The following is a 20139-nucleotide window of genomic DNA, read 5'->3' as shown; positions in this document are numbered from 1 at the left end:
TACCGTGCAACCACATGCAATGCACAGATCTGCAAATGATCCGGTCGGGCTATGCGGACCAGCCCTGACGGGCTACGGGCGCGGACCCTTCGAACGCTGCGTACGCCGCGCGTCACGCTGACGGCGGAGCCGGCGCACCAGGACACCGTCATAGGTGAGCGCCTCGGGCTTGTCGATCAGGTCGTTGACCGCGCGGTGATAGTCGGCCGCGCTCATCCCCAGCTGCTCCCGGACGGCCTCGTCGCGGCCGGTGCCGGCCGACCACCAGGAGCGCTCGAAGTCGAGCAGTCGCGTCTCGTTCTCGGAAAGGCCCGGCTGCTCGTCGGCAGACCCGGGGCTGTGGGGCGCCTCGGTCATGCGCACATCATCCCAGGCATGGGGCACGCCCCGAAAACACCGGGCACATCACCGCCTCGGACTACCTCGCCTAGCCCGTCCGGGTGATCTTCATCAAACTGCAAGGCATTTCTATGATGAACACCGGATCGTCGGCTAGTCTTGTTCTTGTTAGCCGCTGGTGACCCGAGACGCCAGCGGCTAACTTCTCTTTTCGGGTCTTTTCGGGCACGTCGTCTGCCGCAGGCTACTGGGCGGACTCCTCGTCGTGCGTGCCCGGCCGCGGCGCCCAGGGCAGCTCCTTCGCGGCGCGCACGACGACCAGCCGGTCTCCTCGCGAGAGCGTGCCGACGACCGGGTCGAAGTAGCGGAAGACCTTCTCGTCGCGTACGACGGCGATGACCTGGTCGGCCAGACGCTGCGGCTGCTTGCCGACCTCGTCGACCAGCAGGTCGCGCTCGGCGACCTCGAGCCCGATGCCGGAGTTGAGCAGGTCCTCCATGACCGACCCGAGCGTCGGGGAGATGGTGGACAGGCCCATCAGCCGGCCGACGGCGTCGGCGGAGGTGATGACCGAGTCGGCGCCGGACTGCTTCATCAGCGGCGCGTTCTCGCGCTCGCGGGCGGCCGCGACGATCCACGCCTCGGGGTTGACCTGTCGCACCGTCAAGATCGTGAGCACGTTGGAGTCGTCACGGTTGGTGGTGATGATGACCTGCTCGGCGTCCCTGACCCCCGCGCGCATCAGCACCTCACGGCGGGTGGCGTCACCAGTGACCACCGCGAGCCCGTCGGAGTGGGCGTCGGCCCGTGCGATCGGATCGGGGTCGACGACGACGAACTCCTCGGGGTTCGCACCGTTGGCGAGCAGCGTCTCGACGGCGCTGCGTCCCTTGGTGCCGTAGCCGACGACGACGATGTGCTGGGCCATCTTTCTCCTCCAGCGAGCGACTCGGATGAGGTCACGGCCCTGCTTGGTGAGGACCTCGAGGGTGGTGCCGATCAGCAGCACCAGGAATGCGATGCGCGCCGGGGTGACGATGAACGCGTTGATCATCCGAGCGTGCGGCTCGACCGGCGCGATATCGCCGTAGCCGGTCGTGCTCAGCGTCACCGTCGTGTAGTAGAGCGCATCGACGAGGTTGATGGTGCCGGCAGGGTCGTTGTTGTCGACATAGGCATCGCGGTCGAAGTAGACCAGCGCCACGGTGCCGATCATGATCGCCACGGCCGCCAGCAGCCGGCGTCCGAGCTGCCACCACGGCGAGCGCACGGTCTCCGGGAGGGAGACCTGACCGGCATCAGCCCACTTCGGGGCGTACGCACTTGTCTCGGCCACGTCCCGACCTTATAGCCAAGGCCGTTCGGACTCTCGTGCGACGCGGCGGGCACCACCACCCGAAGGTGTGGCGCCCACCGCGTACGGACGGTCTCAGCCCTTCACGGACCCCGCGGTGAGGCCCCGGACGAAGTAACGCTGCAACGAGAAGAACACGAGCAGCGGCACCGTCATGGTGATGAAGGCACCGGCGGTGAGCAGGTGCCACTCCTGACCGAAGTCGCCGATCAGGTCGCGCAGGGTGATCGTGACGACCTCGTTGTCGCCGGCCCCGAGGAAGATCAGCGCGACGAGCAGATCGTTCCAGACCCAGAGGAACTGGAAGATCGCGAACGCTGCCAGCGCGGGCACCGACATCGGCACGATCAGCCTCCAGAAGGTCTGGAAGTGGGAGGCCCCGTCGATCTCGGCCGACTCGATGATCTCGTGCGGCAGGCTCGACATGTAGTTGCGCAGGATGTAGACCGCCAGCGGCATCCCGAACCCGGTGTGGGCCAGCCACACCGCGAGGAAGGTGCCGTTGAGGTCGAAGTCGCCGAACAGGTTGAGCAACGGCACGAAGGCCACCTGCAACGGCACCACCAGCAACCCGACGATCAGCATGAACAGCACGTTGCGTCCCCAGAACCGCATGAACGTGAACGCGTACGCCGCGAACGCAGCGATCATGATCGGCAGCACCGTCGCGGGCACGGAGACCACGATCGAGTTCACGAACGCGTTGGCCATCCCGTTCTGGAGGACCGAGGTGTAGCTGTCGAAGGTCCACTGCGACATGTTGAACGGGTCGGTGAAGACCGTCCACCAGCCGCTCGACTTCACATCGGCCTCGTCTCGGAACGACGAGATCAGCAGCCCCAGGGTCGGGATGAACCAGAGCAGGCACAGCAGCGCGATGCCGACACGCACCGCGAGACCACCGAAGGTGAGCTTGTTCATCAGCGGGCCTCCTGCTTCTTGAACTGGCGCATCTGGTAGATCATCACCGGGATCACGGCGACCATCAGGACCACCACTACCGCGGCCGCGCGACCGGCGTCACCGAACTCGAAGAGCTCGAGCACGAAGGTGTTGGCCAGCACCGAGGTGCCGGACCGACCACCGGTCATCACGTAGACGATGTCGAAGACCTTCATCACCAAGATGAGGATGGTCACGAACACCACGATCACCGTGGGCCAGATCTGCGGCACGACGACCTTGAAGAAGATCTGCAGCTCGCTGGCCCCGTCGATGCGGGCGGCCTCGACGGTGTCGTCGGGCACGCCCTTGATCGCCGAGGAGAGCAGCACCATCGCGAACCCCGCCTGCAGCCAGACCATGATGACGATCAGGAGCAGGTCGTTGAGGTTGTAGGAGGAGATGCGCAGCCAGGCGACCGGCTCGAACCCGAGGCTCGTCGAGATCGCCGAGAGCAACCCGATCTGCTTGTCGCCCTGCGCGAACCTGGTCGCGTAGACGAAGCCCCAGATCGTGCTCGCCCCGACGAAGCTGATCGCCATCGGCATGAAGATGACCGACTTGGCGATCCGCTCCGGCAGTGCCTTGAGCCGGTCGGCCAGCACCGCCACGAGCAGGCCGACGATGACGCTGCCGGCCGGCACGATCAGGATCCAGAGCAGGTTGTTGACCAGCGTGCCGATGAACTCCTTGTCCTGGAACAGGTCGACGTAGTTCGAGAACCCCACCCAGTTGATGCTGTTGGCGTCGGCGAAGCTGAAGATCACCGTCATCACGGCCGGGTAGATCAAGAAGACGGTGACCACCAAGATGGCCGGCCCGATGAAGATGTAGGGCTTGATCCGCCTGTCCCACGCGCCCGGCAGGAGTCCTACCAGGAAGTTGAGCACCCAGTAGAGCGCGGCGGTCCCACCGACCCCCAGGACGATCGCGACGAGGCCGTTGACGATCTTGAGGAACGAGTCATCGCTCATCGCCAGCTCTCCTCGATCGCGTCGGCAGCTTCCTCGGCGCTCTTCTCACCCCCGACGTACGCATTCATCTCGCTCCAGAAGGTGCCGGCACCCACCTGGGCGGGCATCAGGTCGGAGCCGTCGAAGCGGAAGGTGTCGGCGTCCTGCAGCAGGGTCGCGATCTCACCGAACATCGGGTCGGAGTAGTTCGAGTTGTCGAACTCGGCGCTCGGCGAGAGCCAGCCGCCGGCCTGGGCCCACTCGGTGCCGAAGTCGGGGGACGCGAAGAACTCCATCAGCTTGACCACGTCGGTGTCGTTGGTGAAAGCGGTCGCCATGTCACCCGCGCCGAGCACCGGGGTGCCCTCGTAGCCACCCTCCATGTCGCCCGGCAGGGCGAAGACGCCGACGTTGCCGGCCAGATCCTTCTTCACGTCGTCGGGGAAGAAGGTGGTGATGAAGTTGGCCTGACGGTGCATCTCGCAGCCGGGCTTCTTGTCGAAGAGCGGCAGCGGCGACTCGCCGAACGGCTCGCTCAGGGTGCCGTCGGCCCCGCCGCGTACGTTCTTCGGCTTGTTGACGATGTCGCCCAGGGTCTCGATGGCCTTGACGATCTTCGGGTCGTTGAACGGCACCTCGTGGGAGACCCACTTGTCGTAGAACTCCGGGCCCTCCTGGCGCAGGACGATCTCCTCGACCCAGTCGGTGAAGACCCAGCCGGTGTCGGCGCCGGCCTCGGCGCCGAGACACCACGGGGTCTGGCCCTTGGCGATGATCTGGTCCTGCAGCTTCATCAGCTCGTCCCAGGTCTTCGGCACCTTGTAGCCGGACTGCTCGAACCCCTTCGGGGTCCAGACCAGCGACTTCATCGAGACCCGCACGGGCACGCCGTAGGTCTTGTCGTCGATCTCCACCGAGTCCATCAGGCCCGGGATCATGGTGTCGTCGAGCTTGTCGACGTCGATGAGGTCGTCGAGCGGGAGGGTGTCACCCGACTCGGTCAGGTCGCCGACCAGACCCGGCTGCGGGAACAGCGCGATGTCGGGCGCGTCGTTGCCGTTGACCTTGGTGCGGATCTCGGTGGTGAAGTCGGTCGACGGGGTGTAGGTGACCTTGATCCCGGTCTCCTTGGTGAACGTCTTCAGGGCCGCGTTCAGACCCACGGCCTCGCCCTCGGGGACGGCTCCGAGGATCTGCAGGCTGCCGTCACCCTTCTTGGTCTCGCCGGCATCGTTGCTTCCGCCTCCGCCGGGCACTCCACAGCCGGTCACGGCGAGCAGGCCTACGGTGGCTGCTCCGATCTGCCATCTGCGCACGTGCATTGGGTTGCACCCTCCATCGTCGTTGATCCACGGAGGTCGTGCCACGCAGGCCACACCGGGTCCACGAGGCAGCGCCTCGTCATGTGATCTCGATAACATTAGTCGCACGGGGCATCGCTGTCCCGAGCAAGCCGTCGAACATTTACCCGAGAATGCGCAGGACCATACCGTTCGTGCGCCGGTGTGCCGGGGAGACTTTCCGCTCCCGGTGTGACTCCGAGCGCCCGCGTACGCCAGAATCAGCGCCCACATGAACTATCCGCCACCTCACCATCACCAGCCGCACGGGCGGCCTCCTCGCGACCCGTTGGCGGTCGCCGGGCGGCTCGCCGCCGTGATCTGCTCGCTGCTCTTCTGGTTGGTGGCCGCGATCGCGCTGATCGCGGCGGTCGTCGGCGTCTTCCGGGCCTTCGGCGGCGACGTCTCCTGGCGCAGCGTCGGGATCTGGACCGTGGCCGGCATCGGCTGCTTCGCGATGTCGTGGATCATCGCCGCGCTCGGCCGGATCGGGCTCGACGACGAGCCGATCGGGTCCTGGCGGGTCGCGCCCTTCGAGCTGGCGCGGATCGTCTACCGCAACCGGTAGCCGACAGCCCGTCGCCGGTCGCCCGAGACAGAACAGGCCGTACGCAGCACCTCGGTGTGCTGCGTACGGCCTGAGCTCGTGGGGTCTAGACCGAGGCCTTCTCGCCTTCCGCGGCAGGCGGCGGGGCGGCGTGGTCGTCGACCATCGTGGTCTCGTCGAACGGGTCCTTGCGATCCAGCACCCGGTCGAGCTGTGCCCGGTCGAGCGTGTTGGTCCAGTGACCCACCAGCACGGTGGCGACCGAGTTGCCCGCGAAGTTGGTCAGGGCACGCGCCTCCGACATGAACCGGTCGATACCGACGATCAGACCCACTCCGTCGACCATCTCGGGTCGGTGCGACTGCAAGCCACCAGCCAGCGTCGCCAGACCCGCACCGGTCACACCGGCAGCACCCTTGGACGCGATCATCATGAACAGCAGCAGCCCGATCTGCTCACCGATCGCCAGCGGATCGCCCATCGCATCGGCGATGAAGATCGAGGCCATCGTCAGATAGATCGCGGTGCCGTCGAGGTTGAACGAGTAGCCGGTCGGCACGACCACGCCGACGGTGGCCTGCTGCACCCCGGCGTGCTCCATCTTGGCGATCAGCCGCGGGAGCGCCGACTCCGACGAGGATGTCGAGAGGATCAGCAGGAACTCACGACCGAGATAGGCCAGCAGCTTGAACAGGTTCACCCCGGTCGCGAACCACAGGATCGCCCCCAGCACCACGAAGACGAACAACGCACAGGTGATGTAGAAGGCCACCATGATCACCGCGAGGCTCTTGAGCGCGTCGACACCGGTCTCGCCGACGACGGCTGCCATCGCGCCGAACGCGCCGACGGGGGCTGCCCACATGATCATCGCCAGCACCCGGAAGATGAGCTTCTGGAGCCAGGTGATCGCGTTGAGGATCGGCTTGCCCGACTCCCCCATCCGCTGCAGCGCGAACCCGACGAGCAACGCGACGAGCAAGGTCTGCAGGACGACGCCGGAGGTCAACGCCGAGAACATCGACGTCGGGATGATGCTGAGCAGGAAGTCGGTCGTGCTCCCATGACCTTCTGCGGCTGCGTCCTTGCCGGCCGAGGAAGCGGCTGGGTCGATGTGGAGGCCGGTGCCGGGATCGATCAGGTTGCCGACGATGACACCGATCGCGAGCGCGACGGTCGACATCACGATGAAGTAGCCCAGCGCGAGGCCGCCGACCTTGCCGACCTTCGCGGCACTCGCCACCGAGCCCACGCCGATGACCAACGTGCAGAAGATGATCGGCTGGATCATCATCTTGATCAGGTTGACGAACGCGGTGCCGATCGGCTTCAGCTCGACCGCGAAGCTCGGGAAGACCAGGCCCACGAAGATGCCGAGGATCACCGCGGCGATCACCGCGATATACAGGAAATGTGTCCTGTCCTTCTTCCGTGGCGGTGCGGGGGCGTTCGTACTCATGGTTCCTCCTGGCTCGGTGTCCGATGCCCTCATCGGGCAACCTCGGCAACTATCGAGCACCTGGTGACGCTCGTCACTGTTGTGTTCGTTGTGTTCGTGGCCTGAGTCACATCGCCCGGGCGGGTGGGTGAGAATGAGGCGGTGCCCCATCGCCGACCCCTCCGACCTCGCTCGCTCCGCGACGGCTCGGTGGCACGGCAGGTGCTGCTCCTCCAGCTCGGGACGGTGCTGCTGCTGGTCGTCGTCGGCATCCTGATGGCCTCCTACGACGCCCAGCGCGACTCACGCAGCCGCGCCACCCAGCGTTCGGTGGCCGTGGCCCAGACCGTCGCGGACTCCCCCACCACCCGCGCGGCGCTGCACGGCGAGGACCCGACCCGGACGCTCCAGCCGTGGACCGTGAAGGTGCGCCGCGACACCGACACCGACTTCGTGGTCGTGATGGGGCTCGACCGCACCCGCTACACCCACACCGACCCGCGCCAGATCGGCGGGAAGTTCGTCGGTGACCTCGGCGGCGCACCCGAGGGCGAGGTCTTCACCCAGGAGTACACCGGAACGCTGGGGCCCTCGGTCCGTTCGGTGGTGCCGGTCGAGGAGGGCGGACGCGTCGTCGCCCTGGTCTCGGTCGGCATCACGGTCAGCGACATCAACCGCGGCCTGATGCGCGACGTCGGGATCGTGGTGCTGTGTGGCGCCGGGGTGCTCGGCGTCGGGCTGGCCGGCGCCTGGCTGCTGAGCCGGCGCCTGCACCGGCTCACCCATGGCCTGGGCGAGCACGAGCTGGCCCGGATGTATGAGTACTACTCCGCCGTGCTCCACTCGGTGCGCGAAGGTCTGCTGCTGCTCGACGGCGAGGGACGGGTGCAGCTGGTCAACGACGAGGCGGTTCGGCTGCTGGCCCTACCCGGCGACGTGGTCGGCACCCGGATCGAGGATCTCGATCTGCCGCCCGCGCTGGTCACCGCCGCCCGTGGCCACACCGCCGAGACCGACGACCTCTACCTCGCCGGCGAGCGGATCCTGGTGGTCTCCTCGGCCCCGGCGCGCTGGGACGGCCGCGACGTCGGCTCGGTCGTGACCCTGCGTGATCACACCGAGCTGCGTGCGGTGACCGGCGAGCTCGAGGTCGTACGCCGCCTCACCGAGTCGCTGCGCTCGCAGAACCACGAGTCGGCCAACCGGCTGCACACCGTGGTCTCCCTCATCGAGCTGGGGCGGTCCGAGGAGGCGGTGTCGTTCGCGACCGACGAGCTGCGGGTGGCCCAGCTGCTCACCGACCAGGTGGTCGCCGCGGTCGAGGACCCCGTGGTCACCGCACACCTGCTCGGCAAGTCGGCCGAAGCGGCCGAGCGGGGCATCGAGCTCCGCATCGAAGGCGAGCTGCCGCCCGGCACGGGCGTCACGCCTCGCGATCTGGTCACGGTGCTCGGCAACCTGATCGACAACGCGCTCGACGCCGTCACCGAGGCCGACTCCCGCGAGGTCGAGGTCGACCTCGCCGGCGATGACCATGCCGTCACGATCCGAGTGGGCGACAGCGGGCCGGGCCTGGACCACGCCGACTCTGCCCGCGCGCTCGACCGCGGCTGGACGACCAAGGCCGAGCCCGGCACCGGCCGTGGCCTGGGCCTCGCCCTGGTCGGCCAGGTGGCGCGACGGCACGACGGCGAGGTGGTCGTGGGCCGCTCGCACCTCGGCGGTGCCGAGTTCACCGTCACCCTGATCACGGAGGTCGAACGATGAGCGCCGTCAGGGTGCTGGTCATCGAGGACGAGGAGCTGGCTGCCGAGGCCCATGCGGCGTACGTCGAGAGGGTCTCGGGCTTCGGGCTCGCCGGGGTCGCGCGCTCGGCCCGCGAGGCGGCCCGGGCCCTCGACGCCGCCCGCGACGCCGGCACACCGGTCGACCTCGTGCTGCTCGACATGAACCTGCCCGACGGGCACGGGCTCGGGTTCCTCAGCAAGCTGCGCGCCGCCGGGCACCTGTGCGATGTCATCGCGGTGACCGCGGCCCGCGACACGCGCGTCGTGCGGCAGGCGGTCGCCCAGGGAGTGGTGCTGTATCTGCTCAAGCCGTTCACGTTCGCGACCTTCCGCGACAAGCTCGAGCAGTACGCCGACTTCCGTGCCCGGCTCGACGCGGCGCCCGAGGAGGTCGTGCAGCACGAGGTCGACCAGCTCCTGGGCTCGCTGCGCCCCACCGGCGCCCCGCCGCTGCCCAAGGGCATGAGCCCGGAGACGCTCCGGGCCGTGACGGCGGCGCTGCGCGAGGCCGACCACGAGCTCTCGGCCAGCGAGGTCGCCGCCGCCGTCGGCGCCTCGCGGGTGACCGCACGGCGCTACCTCGAGCACCTGGCCGACACCGGCTCGGCCGCGCGCGGCGTGCGCTACGGCCCCAGCGGCGGTCGGCCGGAGGTCAGCTACTCCTGGGGGCGCGGCCGCGAACGGTAGCCGCCCGAAAGTGCCCAACAGGGGCCGAACAGGGCCGTACGCCGCACACGGAGGCGAAGCGTACGGCCCTGTTTCGGGTCTAGACCGAGGCCTTCTCGCCTTCCGCGGGAGGCGGGGGCGCGGCGTGGTCGTCGACCATCGTGGTCTCGTCGAACGGGTCCTGACGATCCAGCACCCGGTCGAGCTGTGCCCGGTCGAGCGTCTTGGTCCAATGGCCCACCAGGACGGTGGCGACCGAGTTGCCCGCGAAGTTCGTCAACGCACGCGCCTCCGACATGAACCGGTCGATACCCACGATCAGCCCGACTCCGTCGACCATCTCAGGTCGGTGCGACTGCAGACCACCGGCGAGCGTCGCCAGGCCCGCACCGGTGACACCGGCAGCACCCTTCGAGGCGATCATCATGAACAGCAGCAAGCCGATCTGCTCACCGATCGCCAGCGGGTCACCCATCGCATCAGCGATGAAGATCGAGGCCATCGTCAGATAGATCGCGGTGCCGTCGAGGTTGAACGAGTAGCCGGTGGGCACCACGACGCCGACCGTCGCCTTCTCGACGCCGGCGTGCTCCATCTTCGCGATCAGCCGTGGCAGCGCCGACTCCGACGAGGATGTCGAGAGGATCAGCAGGAACTCACGACCGAGATAGGCGAGCAGCTTGAACAAGTTGACCCCGGTCGCGAACCACAGGATCGCGCCCAGCACCACGAAGATGAACAGCACGCAGGTGATGTAGAAGGCGACCATGATCACCGCGAGGCTCTTGAGCGCGTCGATGCCGGTCTCCCCCACGACCGCCGCCATCGCGCCGAACGCGCCGACCGGCGCGGCCCACATGATCATCGCGAGCACCCGGAAGACGAGCTTCTGGAGCCAGGTGATCGCGTTGAGGATCGGCTTGCCGGTCTCGCCCATCCGCTGCAGCGCGAAGCCCACGAGCAGGGCGACCAGCAGCGTCTGCAGCACCTCGCCGGAGGTCAGCGCCGAGAACAGGCTCGTCGGGATGATGCCGAGCAGGAAGTCGGTGGTGCTTCCGTGACCTTCTGCGGCCGCGTCCTGGCCGGCCTGGGAGGAGTCGGAGCTGATCTGGAGGCCGCTGCCCGGGTCGATCAGGTTGCCGACGAGCATGCCGATGCCGAGTGCGACCGTCGACATCACGATGAAGTAGACGAGTGCGAGGCCGCCGACCTTGCCGACCTTCGCGGCACTCGCCACCGAGCCCACGCCGATGACCAGCGTGCAGAAGATGATCGGCTGGATCATCATCTTGATCAGGTTGACGAACGCGGTGCCGACCGGCTTCAGCTCGACCGCGAAGCTCGGGAAGATCAGCCCCACGAAGATGCCGAGGATCACCGCGGCGATCACCGCGATATAGAGGTAGTGGGTGCGATCCTTGCGCGGCGGTGGTGCGGGTTGCGTGTCTGTGCCTGCCATGGGGGCTCCTCGAGATCACGGGGGTAAAGTGACGCAGGTCACTATCGCGCTTCGCTCTCGATCGCGCCAGCGTCCCGCGCCGGAATCTGCCGATCGCGGCCTCCGAGAGCAGAAAACCGTTCGCGAACCGGACGTTCCTGCGGGCATGGTCGGGGTATGACAAGCAGCGACGTGTGGGACCGCGAGGCCGCTGAACGCTACGACGACCCTGCCGACTGGGTGAACTCGTCCGAGGTGACCGGTCCGGTGGCCCGGTTCCTCGCCGAGGTCGCTGACGGCGGCCCGGCGCTCGAGCTCGCCATCGGCACGGGTCGGATCGGCGTACCGCTGCGGGAGCTGGGGGTGCCGGTCACCGGCATCGAGCTCTCCCGGCCGATGGTCGACGTGCTGCGACGCAAGGTCACCGCCGACGAGATCCCGGTCGTGGTCGGCGACATGGCCGCTGCCGAGGCGCCCGGGATGGGGACGTACGCCGTGGTCTATCTGGTCTACAACACGATCGGAAACCTGCGTACGCAGGACGAGCAGGTCGAATGCTTCGCCAATGCCGCGCGCCACCTGGCGCCAGGCGGGCGGTTCGTGATCGAGGTCGGCGTGCCCGGGCTGCGGCGGCTGCCGCCGGGCAGCCCGGCGATCCCGTTCGACGTCTCCCCCGCCCATCTCGGCTTCGACACCTACGACCTGGTCACCCAGCAGGCGATCTCGCACCACTACACCCGTGTGGCCGAGGACCACTACCGCTACTCACCGCACAACTTCCGCTTCGTGTGGCCCGCAGAGCTCGACCTGATGGCCCGCCTCGCCGGAATGAGCCTCGAGGCCCGCTACGGCGGCTGGGACCGCTCGCCGTTCACCAGCGAGTCGCCCGCTCACGTCTCGGTCTGGCGCAAGCCGGTCTAGCGCTGGAACTCCCAGGCGAGCCGGATCGCCTCGCGAACCGCCTCGGGGGCGGCGCGGTCCAGGTAGGCCTCGATCTTGTGGTGCGCCTCCAGCCTCGGCGGGATGCCGAAGGCGTCCGGCCAGCGGTCGATCAGCGCGTCACGCTGCTCGCTCGGAACGCGGACCAACAGTGTGGTTGGGTCGGTCAGCCGGGCGACGAGGCTGGTGTGATGCACATACCAGCCTCGCGGCTTGCGACTGCAGCCCTCCAGGGTCGCCACGTAGGCATCGACCTCCTCAGGCGTCATTCTCTGGATCGTACGCCGCCCGCCAGCGCTCCGCGGCGACCTTCGCCGCCTCGCCGATCAGTCCGGTGAGCTCGGGCCGTTCGGGCACCGCGAAGGAGGTGTAGGCACCGCGGCCGCCGTCGACCGGCCGCCCGTACGCCTTGGCCGCGAGCCGGCCGTCGGGCAGCAGGCGCACATTCAGGGTGGTGAGCCGGAAGGTCACCTCCCGTCGATTGTCGGTCCACTGCAGCTCGTCCGGGATGGCCACGTTGATCGCCAGGGCACTGACCTCGACCTCGTCCGTCACAAGAGGGAGTCTAGGAGCCCCAGAGCCCGATGTCGGCGGCGAAACGGGCGCTGATCTGCTCGATCACGCCACCCTCGCCAAGCAGGGCCGCGGTCTCCTCCGCGGTGGTCCCGCCGTGCTCGCGCAGCGTCTCGAGCCGCGCCAGGTCGTCGGCGAGCGTCGGCTCGATCTCGCCCCAACGGCTGGCGGCCGCCGAGCGGTCGGTCGTCCAGGTGCCGTCGTGGACGCTGACCAGGCCGGCCACGGCCAGGAGCGGCTTGCGGGCGATACGCCGGGAGAGATCGCTCGCCGGGTCACGACCGAGCGCCGCGCGCCACCTGTCCACGGCGCGTGCGATGTCGCCGTTGAAACCGCGGGCGGCACGGGCATCCGCCGGGAAGCCCGGCAGGTCGGCGCCGACGTCGGGACCGGCGAGACGGACGCAGTAGTGGCGGAGGAAGACTCGGTTGCCGTACGCCTCGTCGCCCTCGCCGCCGTAGTCGTCGGCGGTGACCGCGGCGATCTCGACGCCGCGGCAGACCTCGGCGAAGGCCGCCGATGCGTCGGCACCGAGCGCGGCAGCGTCCGCCGCCGGGAGCCCGATCGTCAGCAGGTCGACGTCGGAGCCGGGCACCGTCGCCGTTCCGTTCGCCACCGAGCCGTAGACGTGGACCGACACCTCGGGCGGGACCCGCCCGAGGACGTACGCCAGGACCGGCTCGTACGCGGACGGCACTCGGTCGCGGCGGGCTCCCGTGACGATCAGGCCGTCGGGTGTCACGCCCTCGCGCGGGTCGGGCATGGCGTCAGGTGAGGCGCAGCGCCATCTTCGACTCGGTGCGCGGGTCGCCCTCGGGGAAGGGCTGGACGTCGCCGGTGAGCTCGAAGCCGAGGCGTTCGTAGAGGCGGCGGCCGGCGCTGTTGCCGTCGACCACCCACAGGGTCAGGATGGTCGCGCCGTCGCGGCGGGCCCAGTCGGAGACGCTGTGGACCAGTGCCTCGGCGAGGCCGTGGCCGCGCGCCTCGGGGGCGAGCCACATCGAGATCATGTGGTGCTCGTCCTCGTGGATGATCCCGGCGGCGAGGCCGGACGGCCTCTCGCCGACCCAGGCGATGAACGCAGCGCCCGACTTCGCCCACAGGCGCCACCGCTCCTCGGGCCAGGTGGCGACCTCCTCGTAGGAGGACCAGTAGGCCTCGGGGGTGTCTTTCAGGGCAGCGAGCCGCACCTGACGCAGCGACTCCCACTCGTCCTCTGTGACCTTCCGGACCGCAGCCGTCTCGCGCTCGGTCATGCCGCCACCTTCCGCCGGCGCACACTCATGCCAGGTCGAGACCGGGGTAGAGCGGGAACTTCGCGACCAGCTCGGCCGCGGCGGCCTTGGTGTTGTCGGCGACGCCGTCGGCGATGATGTAGGACGCCTTCGACGGGCCACCGGCCTTCGTGGTGCCCGGGGTGGTCTGGGAGAGCACGTCGACGATGAGCTCGGCGACCCGGTCGAACTCGTCGGCGCCGAAGCCGCGGGTGGTCAACGCGGGGGTGCCGAGGCGGATGCCGGAGGTGTACCAGGCACCGTTGGGGTCGGCCGGGATCGAGTTGCGGTTGGTGACCACGCCTGAGTCGAGCAGCGCCGACTCGGCCTGGCGGCCAGTGATGCCGAAGCCGGAGACGTCGAGCAGCACGATGTGGTTGTCGGTGCCGCCGGTGACGAGGTTGGCGCCGCGCTTGAGGAAACCGTCGGCCAGGCTCTGGGCGTTGTCGGCCACGTTCTGGGCGTAGGTCTGGAAGCTCTCCTGCTTCGCCTCCGCGAAGGCGACCGCCTTGGCGGCCATGACGTGGCTCAGCGGGCCGCCGAGCACCATCGGGCAGCCGCGGTCGACGCTCGGGGCGTACTCCTCGGTGGCCAGGATGAAGCCGCCGCGGGGGCCGCGGAGCGACTTGTGGGAGGTGGAGGTGACGACGTGGGCGTAGGGAACCGGGTTCTCCTCGCCCTGGAAGACCTTGCCCGCTACGAGGCCCGCGAAGTGGGCCATGTCGACCATCAGGGTGGCGCCGACCTCGTCGGCGATCTCGCGCATCTTGGCGAAGTTCACCCGGCGCGGGTAGGCCGAGTAGCCGGCCACGATCACCAGCGGCTTGAACTCCTTGGCCTTGGCACGCACCGCGTCGTAGTCGAGCAGCCCGGTCTCGGGGTCGGTGCCGTACTGGTTCTGGTGGAACATCTTGCCCGAGATGTTGGGGCGGAAGCCGTGGGTGAGGTGGCCGCCGGCATCGAGCGACATGCCGAGCAGGCGCTGGTTGCCGAGCTCGTTGCGCAGCTTCTCCCAGTCGGCCTCGGAGAGCTCGTTCATGTTCTTGACGGCCATCTTCTCCAGCCACGGGCCCTCGACCCGGTGGGCGAGGATGGCCCAGTAGGCCGTCAGGTTGGCGTCGATGCCCGAGTGCGGCTGCACGTAGGCGTACTCGGCGCCGAAGAGCTCCTTGGCGTGCTCGGCGGCGATCTGCTCGACGGTGTCGACGTTCTGGCAGCCGGCGTAGAAGCGGTGGCCGACGGTGCCCTCGGCGTACTTGTCGGAGAACCAGGTGCCCATCGTCATCAGCGTGGCGGGGCTCGCGTAGTTCTCCGAGGCGATCAGCTTGAGGCTCGCGCGCTGGTCGGCCAGCTCCTGCTTGGTCGCCTCCGCGATGCGCGGCTCCACAGAGGCGATGACCTCGAGGGCTTGGTTGTAGGCAGAACTCACAGTGCCTGAATTTGCCGGGGCAGACAGATCGCTCATGGTGCACAGCGTAGTCAGCCGCTCGCGCGAGCACCGCATCCTGGTCGACCCGTGGGCTGCGTACGTCCGTTACCACCGGCCGCGGGAACACGTGAGCGCTCCTCGAGGTTGTTCAGGCGTGACGACATCGTGACCTCGGCCACATCGCCCGCCTGGCCAAGCGTGAACGTCTCGCAGTACGGACTTACGTCTCATATTTCAGGATTCCAGATTGCGTGAACGCCGTCCGCACCCTGAGACTCCTTGACATGGTCACTGCTGCAACACATGCGCACCTCGTGGTTCGACGCCACGTGGACTATTGCCGCATCCGCAGCGCGATCTGTTGGCGCCACTGACGCCCAGCGCTCCGCAATTTCCCTGCGCCGAGCCGCTGGCCCGCCGCCCGACAGACCATCCCGGGCGCTCGCCGCGAGCACGTCCCTGCTCCGCCGTGCGTCCACGACCGACGCAAAGGTTTCTCTGACATGAGCGACATCCGTTTCCAGTCCAAGCGCGCCGCCCACACCGAGATCCCCCGCCCGAAGAAAGGCGAGGGCCAGTGGTCGCTCGGGTTCGCCGAGCCCCTGAACAAGAACGAGCAGTCCAAGAAGGACGACGACCCGCTCAACGTGGAGAACCGGATCCGGTTCATCTACTCCAAGCGCGGCTTCGACTCGATCGACCCCGCCGACCTGCGTGGCCGCTTCCGCTGGATGGGCCTCTACACCCAGCGCAAGCCCGGCATCGACGGCGGCAAGACCGGAGCGCTCGAGGAGGAGGAGCTCGACGACCGCTACTTCATGATGCGGGTGCGCTCGGACGGGGCGCTGCTGAACGCGGAGCGGCTGCGTACGCTCGGCGGGATCTCGACCGACTTCGCCCGCGGCAGCGCGGACATCACCGACCGGCAGAACATCCAGTACCACTGGATCGACATCGTGGACGTGCCCGAGATCTGGGAGCGCCTGGACGCGGTCGGGCTCAACACGCTCGAGGCGTGCGGCGACTGCCCGCGCGGGTTCCTCGGCTCGCCCGTGGCCGGGGTCGCGGCCGACGAGATCATCGATGGCACGCCGGCGCTGGAGGAGATCAAGCGCCGTTACATCGGCAACGCCGACTACTCCAACCTCCCGCGCAAGTTCAAGACCTCCGTCTCCGGGCACCCCTCGCTCGACGGCGCCCCTGAGATCAACGATGTCGCCTTCGTCGGCACCGTCCACCCCGAGCACGGCCCCGGCTTCGACCTGTGGGTCGGCGGCGGTCTCTCCACCAACCCCAAGCTGGCCGTACGCCTCGGCGTCTGGATCCCGCTCGACGAGGTCGCCGACGTCTGGGAGGGCGTGGTCTCGGTCTTCCGCGACTACGGCTACCGGCGGCTGCGGTCGCGGGCGCGACTGAAGTTCCTGGTCACCGACTGGGGCAAGGAGAAGTTCCGCGAGGTGCTCGAGAACGAGTACCTCGGGCGCCCGCTCCTCGACGGCCCCTCTCCCGAGCGGGCGACCGCCAACGGCGACCACATCGGCGTGCACGAGCAGCAGGACGGCCGCTACTACGTCGGCGTCGCCCCGACGGTCGGCCGGATCAGCGGAGCCATCCTGACCTCGCTCGGCGATCTCGTCGAGAAGCACGGCGCCGCGGGCGTACGCCTCACCTCCTACCAGAAGCTGGTCGTCATCGGCGTCGACGGCGACAAGGTCGACGCCCTGCTCGACGACCTCGAGGTGATCGGTCTCTCCGGGCGTCCCTCGCACTGGCGCCGGTCCACGATGGCCTGCACCGGCATCGAGTTCTGCAAGCTCGCGATCGTCGACACCAAGCAGCGTGCCGCCGACCTGATCGACGAGCTCGAGCGCCGCTTCCCCAAGATCGACACCCCGATCAGCATCAACGTCAACGGCTGCCCCAACTCCTGCGCCCGCATCCAGGTCGCCGACATCGGTCTCAAGGGCCAGCTGGTCCTCGACGACGACGGCAACCAGGTCGAGGGCTTCCAGGTGCACCTCGGTGGCGGTATCGGGCTCACGACCTCCTTCGGTCGCAAGCTGCGCGCCCACAAGGTGACCAGCGCCGGCCTGGACGACTACGTCACCGCGGTCGTCGGCAACTACCTGGACGGCCGTGAGGAGGGCGAGTCGTTCGCCCTCTGGGCCAACCGGGCCGATGAGGAGCTCCTCCGCGGCGAGAAGACCCTGAGCGAGGTGTCCGCATGAGCATCAGCACAGCAGCCGCACGCGCCAACCGCGGGGTTGACGCCGAGGGGCGTACGCCGGAGGAGCTGCGCGAGATCGTCTCCCACTGGGGAGCCGAGCTCGAGCTCGCGCCTGCCGAGACGATCATCGAGTGGGCGGCCGCCACCTTCGGCGAGCGGTTCGCCATCACCTCCTCGATGGGCGACGCCGTGCTCGCGCACCTCGCCTCCAAGGTGGTGCCCGGGATCGACGTGGTCTTCCTCGACACCGGCTACCACTTCATCGAGACCATCGGCACGCGCGACGCCGTCGAGGCGACCATGCCGGTCAGCCTCCGCACGATCACGCCGGCGCAGAGCGTCGCCGAGCAGGACGCGGAGTACGGCAAGGACCTCTACCGCACCGACCCCGACCTCTGCTGCGCGCTGCGCAAGGTCAAGCCGCTGGCCGACTCGCTGGCCTCCTACGACGCCTGGGCGACCGGCCTGCGTCGTGCGGAGACGAAGAACCGGGTCATCGCTCCGGTGATCGGCTGGGACGCCAAGCGCCAGAAGGTCAAGGTCTCGCCGATGGCGCGATGGTCCGACGAAGAGGTCGAGCGATACATCGAGGACAACGGAGTGCTCGTCAACCCGCTCGTCTATGACGGCTATCCCTCGATCGGCTGCGCGCCGTGCACCCGCCGGGTCGCCCCCGGCGAGGACCCGCGCAGCGGGCGATGGGCCGGCACGAACAAGACCGAGTGCGGCATCCACGCCTGACTCCGGCGCCTGATCCCGCTCCACCACAGACTTCTCAGAATTCCTGCAACACGTAAAGGTGATGACAATGGCAGCTCCCGCTCTGGTAGCCCTGGCTCACGGCAGCCGCGATCCGCAGTCCGCCGCGACCATCAACGCCCTCGTTGCCGAGGTGCGCGCCCTGCGCCCCGACCTCCGCATCGAAGCCGCCTTCCTCGACCACTCCCGGCCGCGTTTCCAGGCCGTCATCGACAAGCTGGTCAAGGCCGGCCACGACGAGATCGTCGTCGTGCCGCTGCTGCTGACCGAGGCGTTCCACGCCCGTGTCGACGTGCCCTCGGTCATCGCCGAGGCCACCGCCCGCCACTCCGGCCTGCGTATCCACACCAGCGAGATCCTGGGCCTGGAGAGCGTCTTCCTGCAGGTGCTCGACGAGCGCCTGCGGGCGTCGCTGAAGGCCGCGCGCGTTCGTGAGCTCGACGCCCTCGTGCTGGCCGCCGCCGGCTCCTCGGACCCGCTGGCCAACCAGTCGGTCGCCCGTCTGGCCCGGATCTGGGGCGCCCACCACAAGCTCCCGGTCGTGGCTGCGTACGCCTCGGCCGCGCCGCCGGCCACCGGCGAGGCCGTCCGTGCCTTCCGTGCCGAGGGCCGCCGCCACATCGCCGTCGGCATGCTCTTCCTGGCTCCCGGGCAGCTGCCCGACCGCGCCAAGGAGCTCGCCCTCGAGGCCGGCGCCGTCTCCGTCTCCGACCCCATGGGCGCCCACCCCGAGGTCGCTCGCACCATCCTGGCCCGCTACGCCGTCGGCGCCGTCGAGCTCGTCCCGGTCTAGACCCCCACGCCGAGTCGGCGCGTTCTAACGCGCCGACTCGACGTTGTTTTTCGGTCAGGATGCGCCGACTCGGCGGGTCAGCCGACCTGGTGGGTGAAGACACGGTCGAGCTCGATCGCCGCATCGGCGGTCACGCCGCCGTGGACGGGGCCCGGCTGGAGCACGGTGCTCTTGGGGGCCTTGAGGAGACCGAAGCGGGCCGACTCGTTGTCGACGAGGGCTCGGATGCCGTACGCCGTAGCGCGCACCCCGGCGCCGAAACCCGCGTGGGCGGTGCCGGCGCAGATCAGGTCGATCGACTCCAGCCCGGCCCGCACGTGGGCCAGGTCGAGGTCGGGAGCGAACGCGCTCAGGCGCGCCTCTTCCAGGGCCCACCGGGCGGCCAGGAACTTCTGCTCGGGGCAGTAGAGCACGACGCCGACGTTGAGGAACTCCTCGCGCTCGGGGCGAGGGACGCAGCGGAGCACGACGTACTGGTAGGCGTCCATCACACCTCGCTCGAGGTCTCGGCCACGGGCAGCCACGGGCGGCCGCCGTCGAGGCGGGCACGCAGGAACGCGACGTAGCGCTCGCGCAGCGACTCCGGCGTGTCGTAACCGGGGACGGGCTCGAGCCACTCGTCGGGTACGTCGGCGAGCACCTTCTCGAGCACTGCGTCGTCCAGGCGCGCGGCGAGGTCGTCGCTCTGGGCGAGCGCCTCGGCGGCGAAGCCCCGCAGCACGTGCTCGGAGGTGTCGTAGGGCTGCGCGGCATAACGCGCCGGGTCTCCCCCGCCGCCGGGCCACACGTGGTGGAAGTAGAGCGAAGCTCCGTGGTCGATGACGTAGAGCGCACCGTTCCACAGCAGCATGTTGGGGTTGCGCCAGGAGCGGTCGACGTTGGCGATCAGAGCGTCGAGCCACAGGATCCGGCCGGCCAGCGACGGATCGGGCTGGTAGGCGGCGTCGTAGCCGAACGCCCCAGCCAGGAAGTCGATGCCGAGGTTGTGCCCGGGGCTCGCGGTGAGGAGGTCCTGCACCTCCTCGTCGGCCTCGTAGCGGGCGATCTCGGGGTCGAGGTCGAGCACGACCTGGTCGGGCGTCGTGATGTCGAGCGCCCGGCACAGCCCGGTGACGATCACCTCGGCGACCAGCACCCGAAGCCCCTGCCCGGCGCCACGGAACTTGCAGACGTACGTGCCGAGATCCTCGGCCTCCACGATCCCGGGCAGGCTCCCGCCCTCCCGAAGCGGCGTGACATACCTCGTCACCCGCACCGTCTCCAGACTCACGCGGCCACCTCCGTAGCGCAAGCGCCAGAATACGGACGCGGCCACGTGATGGTTCGATGGCTCGCTCGCTG

Annotated in this window: 21 protein-coding genes; 7 read left to right on the top strand and 14 right to left on the bottom strand. The window is 68.7% G+C overall.

The window, feature by feature from the left end; genetic code table 11:
• Positions 1 to 72: 72 nt before the first annotated feature.
• The 5 genes from FB381_RS09980 to FB381_RS09960 form a co-directional block, all read right to left on the bottom strand.
• Positions 73 to 357, bottom strand: a complete 285-nt coding sequence (locus tag FB381_RS09980; protein ID WP_141780149.1) for a DUF3263 domain-containing protein — start codon at positions 355 to 357, stop codon at positions 73 to 75.
• Between the two features lie 226 nt (positions 358 to 583).
• Entirely contained in the window at positions 584 to 1675 is a 1092-nt protein-coding gene (locus tag FB381_RS09975) for a potassium channel family protein (protein ID WP_141780148.1), read from the bottom strand.
• A 93-nt stretch (positions 1676 to 1768) separates the two neighbouring features.
• Positions 1769 to 2614: a carbohydrate ABC transporter permease gene (locus FB381_RS09970; protein ID WP_141780147.1), complete on the bottom strand. Its 846-nt coding sequence runs from the start codon at positions 2612 to 2614 to the stop codon at positions 1769 to 1771.
• Positions 2614 to 3609: a carbohydrate ABC transporter permease gene (locus tag FB381_RS09965; RefSeq protein WP_141780146.1), complete on the bottom strand. Its 996-nt coding sequence runs from the start codon at positions 3607 to 3609 to the stop codon at positions 2614 to 2616. The genes FB381_RS09970 and FB381_RS09965 overlap by 1 nt, the downstream gene beginning before the upstream one ends.
• On the bottom strand, positions 3606 to 4910 hold the full coding sequence (locus tag FB381_RS09960) for an ABC transporter substrate-binding protein (RefSeq protein WP_170225119.1): 1305 nt from the start codon (positions 4908 to 4910) through the stop codon (positions 3606 to 3608). The genes FB381_RS09965 and FB381_RS09960 overlap by 4 nt, the downstream gene beginning before the upstream one ends.
• Positions 4911 to 5160: 250 nt before the next feature.
• Between FB381_RS09960 and FB381_RS09955 the strand changes: the two genes are divergently transcribed.
• Positions 5161 to 5496, top strand: coding sequence for a hypothetical protein (locus tag FB381_RS09955; protein ID WP_141780144.1), 336 nt, complete (start codon positions 5161 to 5163; stop codon positions 5494 to 5496).
• Positions 5497 to 5581: 85 nt separating this feature from the next.
• Here FB381_RS09955 and FB381_RS09950 read toward each other — a convergent pair whose 3' ends face one another.
• Complete coding sequence (locus tag FB381_RS09950; RefSeq protein ID WP_141780143.1) at positions 5582 to 6934, bottom strand: cation:dicarboxylate symporter family transporter; 1353 nt, start codon at positions 6932 to 6934, stop codon at positions 5582 to 5584.
• A gap of 141 nt (positions 6935 to 7075) precedes the next feature.
• Here FB381_RS09950 and FB381_RS09945 point away from each other — a divergent pair, with 141 nt between their 5' ends.
• Together FB381_RS09945 and FB381_RS09940 are read left to right on the top strand one after the other, a co-directional pair.
• On the top strand, positions 7076 to 8680 hold the full coding sequence (locus FB381_RS09945; protein WP_246088045.1) for a sensor histidine kinase: 1605 nt from the start codon (positions 7076 to 7078) through the stop codon (positions 8678 to 8680).
• A complete protein-coding gene (locus tag FB381_RS09940; RefSeq protein WP_141780141.1) occupies positions 8677 to 9387 on the top strand; it encodes a response regulator in 711 nt (236 codons plus the stop codon). Before FB381_RS09945 ends, FB381_RS09940 begins: the two co-directional genes overlap by 4 nt.
• Before the next feature lie 79 nt (positions 9388 to 9466).
• On the opposite strand, the gene FB381_RS09935 is transcribed toward FB381_RS09940, so the two are convergent.
• Complete coding sequence (locus FB381_RS09935; RefSeq protein ID WP_141780140.1) at positions 9467 to 10825, bottom strand: cation:dicarboxylate symporter family transporter; 1359 nt, start codon at positions 10823 to 10825, stop codon at positions 9467 to 9469.
• Positions 10826 to 10981: 156 nt separating this feature from the next.
• Here FB381_RS09935 and FB381_RS09930 point away from each other — a divergent pair, with 156 nt between their 5' ends.
• Positions 10982 to 11725 carry a class I SAM-dependent DNA methyltransferase gene (locus FB381_RS09930; RefSeq protein WP_141780139.1) on the top strand — a complete coding sequence of 248 codons (744 nt, stop codon included), beginning with the start codon at positions 10982 to 10984 and terminating at the stop codon, positions 11723 to 11725.
• Here FB381_RS09930 and FB381_RS09925 read toward each other — a convergent pair.
• The 5 genes from FB381_RS09925 to FB381_RS09905 are packed head-to-tail and all read right to left on the bottom strand — an operon-like array spanning position 11722 to position 15055.
• Positions 11722 to 12012 carry a hypothetical protein gene (locus tag FB381_RS09925; RefSeq protein WP_141780138.1) on the bottom strand — a complete coding sequence of 97 codons (291 nt, stop codon included), beginning with the start codon at positions 12010 to 12012 and terminating at the stop codon, positions 11722 to 11724. The two genes, FB381_RS09930 and FB381_RS09925, sit on opposite strands and share 4 nt — an antisense overlap.
• Positions 12002 to 12298 (bottom strand): hypothetical protein, encoded by a 297-nt coding sequence (locus FB381_RS09920; protein ID WP_141780137.1) that lies wholly within the window; start codon positions 12296 to 12298, stop codon positions 12002 to 12004. Before FB381_RS09920 ends, FB381_RS09925 begins: the two co-directional genes overlap by 11 nt.
• A gap of 10 nt (positions 12299 to 12308) precedes the next feature.
• The gene (locus tag FB381_RS09915) at positions 12309 to 13079 is read right to left on the bottom strand and encodes a nucleotidyltransferase domain-containing protein (protein WP_141780136.1); all 771 of its coding nucleotides are present in this window, start codon (positions 13077 to 13079) and stop codon (positions 12309 to 12311) included.
• Positions 13080 to 13083: 4 nt separating this feature from the next.
• Positions 13084 to 13572 (bottom strand): GNAT family N-acetyltransferase, encoded by a 489-nt coding sequence (locus FB381_RS09910; protein WP_141780135.1) that lies wholly within the window; start codon positions 13570 to 13572, stop codon positions 13084 to 13086.
• Between the two features lie 25 nt (positions 13573 to 13597).
• Positions 13598 to 15055 (bottom strand): glycine hydroxymethyltransferase, encoded by a 1458-nt coding sequence (locus FB381_RS09905; RefSeq protein ID WP_141780134.1) that lies wholly within the window; start codon positions 15053 to 15055, stop codon positions 13598 to 13600.
• Positions 15056 to 15522: 467 nt separating this feature from the next.
• Between FB381_RS09905 and FB381_RS09900 the strand changes: the two genes are divergently transcribed.
• The 3 genes from FB381_RS09900 (at position 15523) to FB381_RS09890 (ending at position 18798) form a co-directional block, all read left to right on the top strand.
• Positions 15523 to 17247 (top strand): nitrite/sulfite reductase, encoded by a 1725-nt coding sequence (locus FB381_RS09900; protein WP_141780133.1) that lies wholly within the window; start codon positions 15523 to 15525, stop codon positions 17245 to 17247.
• Positions 17244 to 17987, top strand: a complete 744-nt coding sequence (locus FB381_RS09895) for a phosphoadenylyl-sulfate reductase (protein ID WP_141780132.1) — start codon at positions 17244 to 17246, stop codon at positions 17985 to 17987. The genes FB381_RS09900 and FB381_RS09895 overlap by 4 nt, the downstream gene beginning before the upstream one ends.
• Before the next feature lie 67 nt (positions 17988 to 18054).
• Positions 18055 to 18798, top strand: coding sequence for a sirohydrochlorin chelatase (locus tag FB381_RS09890; protein WP_141780131.1), 744 nt, complete (start codon positions 18055 to 18057; stop codon positions 18796 to 18798).
• A 77-nt stretch (positions 18799 to 18875) separates the two neighbouring features.
• On the opposite strand, the gene FB381_RS09885 is transcribed toward FB381_RS09890, so the two are convergent.
• Positions 18876 to 19286: a DUF3037 domain-containing protein gene (locus tag FB381_RS09885; protein ID WP_141780130.1), complete on the bottom strand. Its 411-nt coding sequence runs from the start codon at positions 19284 to 19286 to the stop codon at positions 18876 to 18878.
• On the bottom strand, positions 19286 to 20068 hold the full coding sequence (locus FB381_RS09880; RefSeq protein ID WP_141780129.1) for a HipA family kinase: 783 nt from the start codon (positions 20066 to 20068) through the stop codon (positions 19286 to 19288). The genes FB381_RS09885 and FB381_RS09880 overlap by 1 nt, the downstream gene beginning before the upstream one ends.
• Positions 20069 to 20139 lie beyond the last annotated feature (71 nt).

It is taken from the genome of Nocardioides albertanoniae, assembly GCF_006716315.1.
Lineage (GTDB): Bacteria > Actinomycetota > Actinomycetes > Propionibacteriales > Nocardioidaceae > Nocardioides > Nocardioides albertanoniae.
Note: the sequence above shows the minus strand (reverse complement) of the source record. Positions and strands in the feature narration are given on the sequence as shown.

Excerpts from the sequence above, each read along its gene's own strand:
- FB381_RS09980 (WP_141780149.1), bottom strand. The coding sequence starts at position 357 with ATGACCGAGGCGCCCCACAGCCCCGGGTCTGCCGACGAGCAGCCGGGC.
- FB381_RS09970 (WP_141780147.1), bottom strand. The coding sequence starts at position 2,614 with ATGAACAAGCTCACCTTCGGTGGTCTCGCGGTGCGTGTCGGCATCGCG.
- FB381_RS09965 (WP_141780146.1), bottom strand. The coding sequence starts at position 3,609 with ATGAGCGATGACTCGTTCCTCAAGATCGTCAACGGCCTCGTCGCGATC.
- FB381_RS09960 (WP_170225119.1), bottom strand. The coding sequence starts at position 4,910 with ATGCACGTGCGCAGATGGCAGATCGGAGCAGCCACCGTAGGCCTGCTC.
- FB381_RS09955 (WP_141780144.1), top strand. The coding sequence starts at position 5,161 with ATGAACTATCCGCCACCTCACCATCACCAGCCGCACGGGCGGCCTCCT.
- FB381_RS09950 (WP_141780143.1), bottom strand. The coding sequence starts at position 6,934 with ATGAGTACGAACGCCCCCGCACCGCCACGGAAGAAGGACAGGACACAT.
- FB381_RS09940 (WP_141780141.1), top strand. The coding sequence starts at position 8,677 with ATGAGCGCCGTCAGGGTGCTGGTCATCGAGGACGAGGAGCTGGCTGCC.
- FB381_RS09935 (WP_141780140.1), bottom strand. The coding sequence starts at position 10,825 with ATGGCAGGCACAGACACGCAACCCGCACCACCGCCGCGCAAGGATCGC.
- FB381_RS09930 (WP_141780139.1), top strand. The coding sequence starts at position 10,982 with ATGACAAGCAGCGACGTGTGGGACCGCGAGGCCGCTGAACGCTACGAC.
- FB381_RS09925 (WP_141780138.1), bottom strand. The coding sequence starts at position 12,012 with ATGACGCCTGAGGAGGTCGATGCCTACGTGGCGACCCTGGAGGGCTGC.
- FB381_RS09915 (WP_141780136.1), bottom strand. The coding sequence starts at position 13,079 with ATGCCCGACCCGCGCGAGGGCGTGACACCCGACGGCCTGATCGTCACG.
- FB381_RS09910 (WP_141780135.1), bottom strand. The coding sequence starts at position 13,572 with ATGACCGAGCGCGAGACGGCTGCGGTCCGGAAGGTCACAGAGGACGAG.
- FB381_RS09905 (WP_141780134.1), bottom strand. The coding sequence starts at position 15,055 with ATGAGCGATCTGTCTGCCCCGGCAAATTCAGGCACTGTGAGTTCTGCC.
- FB381_RS09900 (WP_141780133.1), top strand. The coding sequence starts at position 15,523 with ATGAGCGACATCCGTTTCCAGTCCAAGCGCGCCGCCCACACCGAGATC.
- FB381_RS09895 (WP_141780132.1), top strand. The coding sequence starts at position 17,244 with ATGAGCATCAGCACAGCAGCCGCACGCGCCAACCGCGGGGTTGACGCC.
- FB381_RS09890 (WP_141780131.1), top strand. The coding sequence starts at position 18,055 with ATGGCAGCTCCCGCTCTGGTAGCCCTGGCTCACGGCAGCCGCGATCCG.
- FB381_RS09885 (WP_141780130.1), bottom strand. The coding sequence starts at position 19,286 with ATGGACGCCTACCAGTACGTCGTGCTCCGCTGCGTCCCTCGCCCCGAG.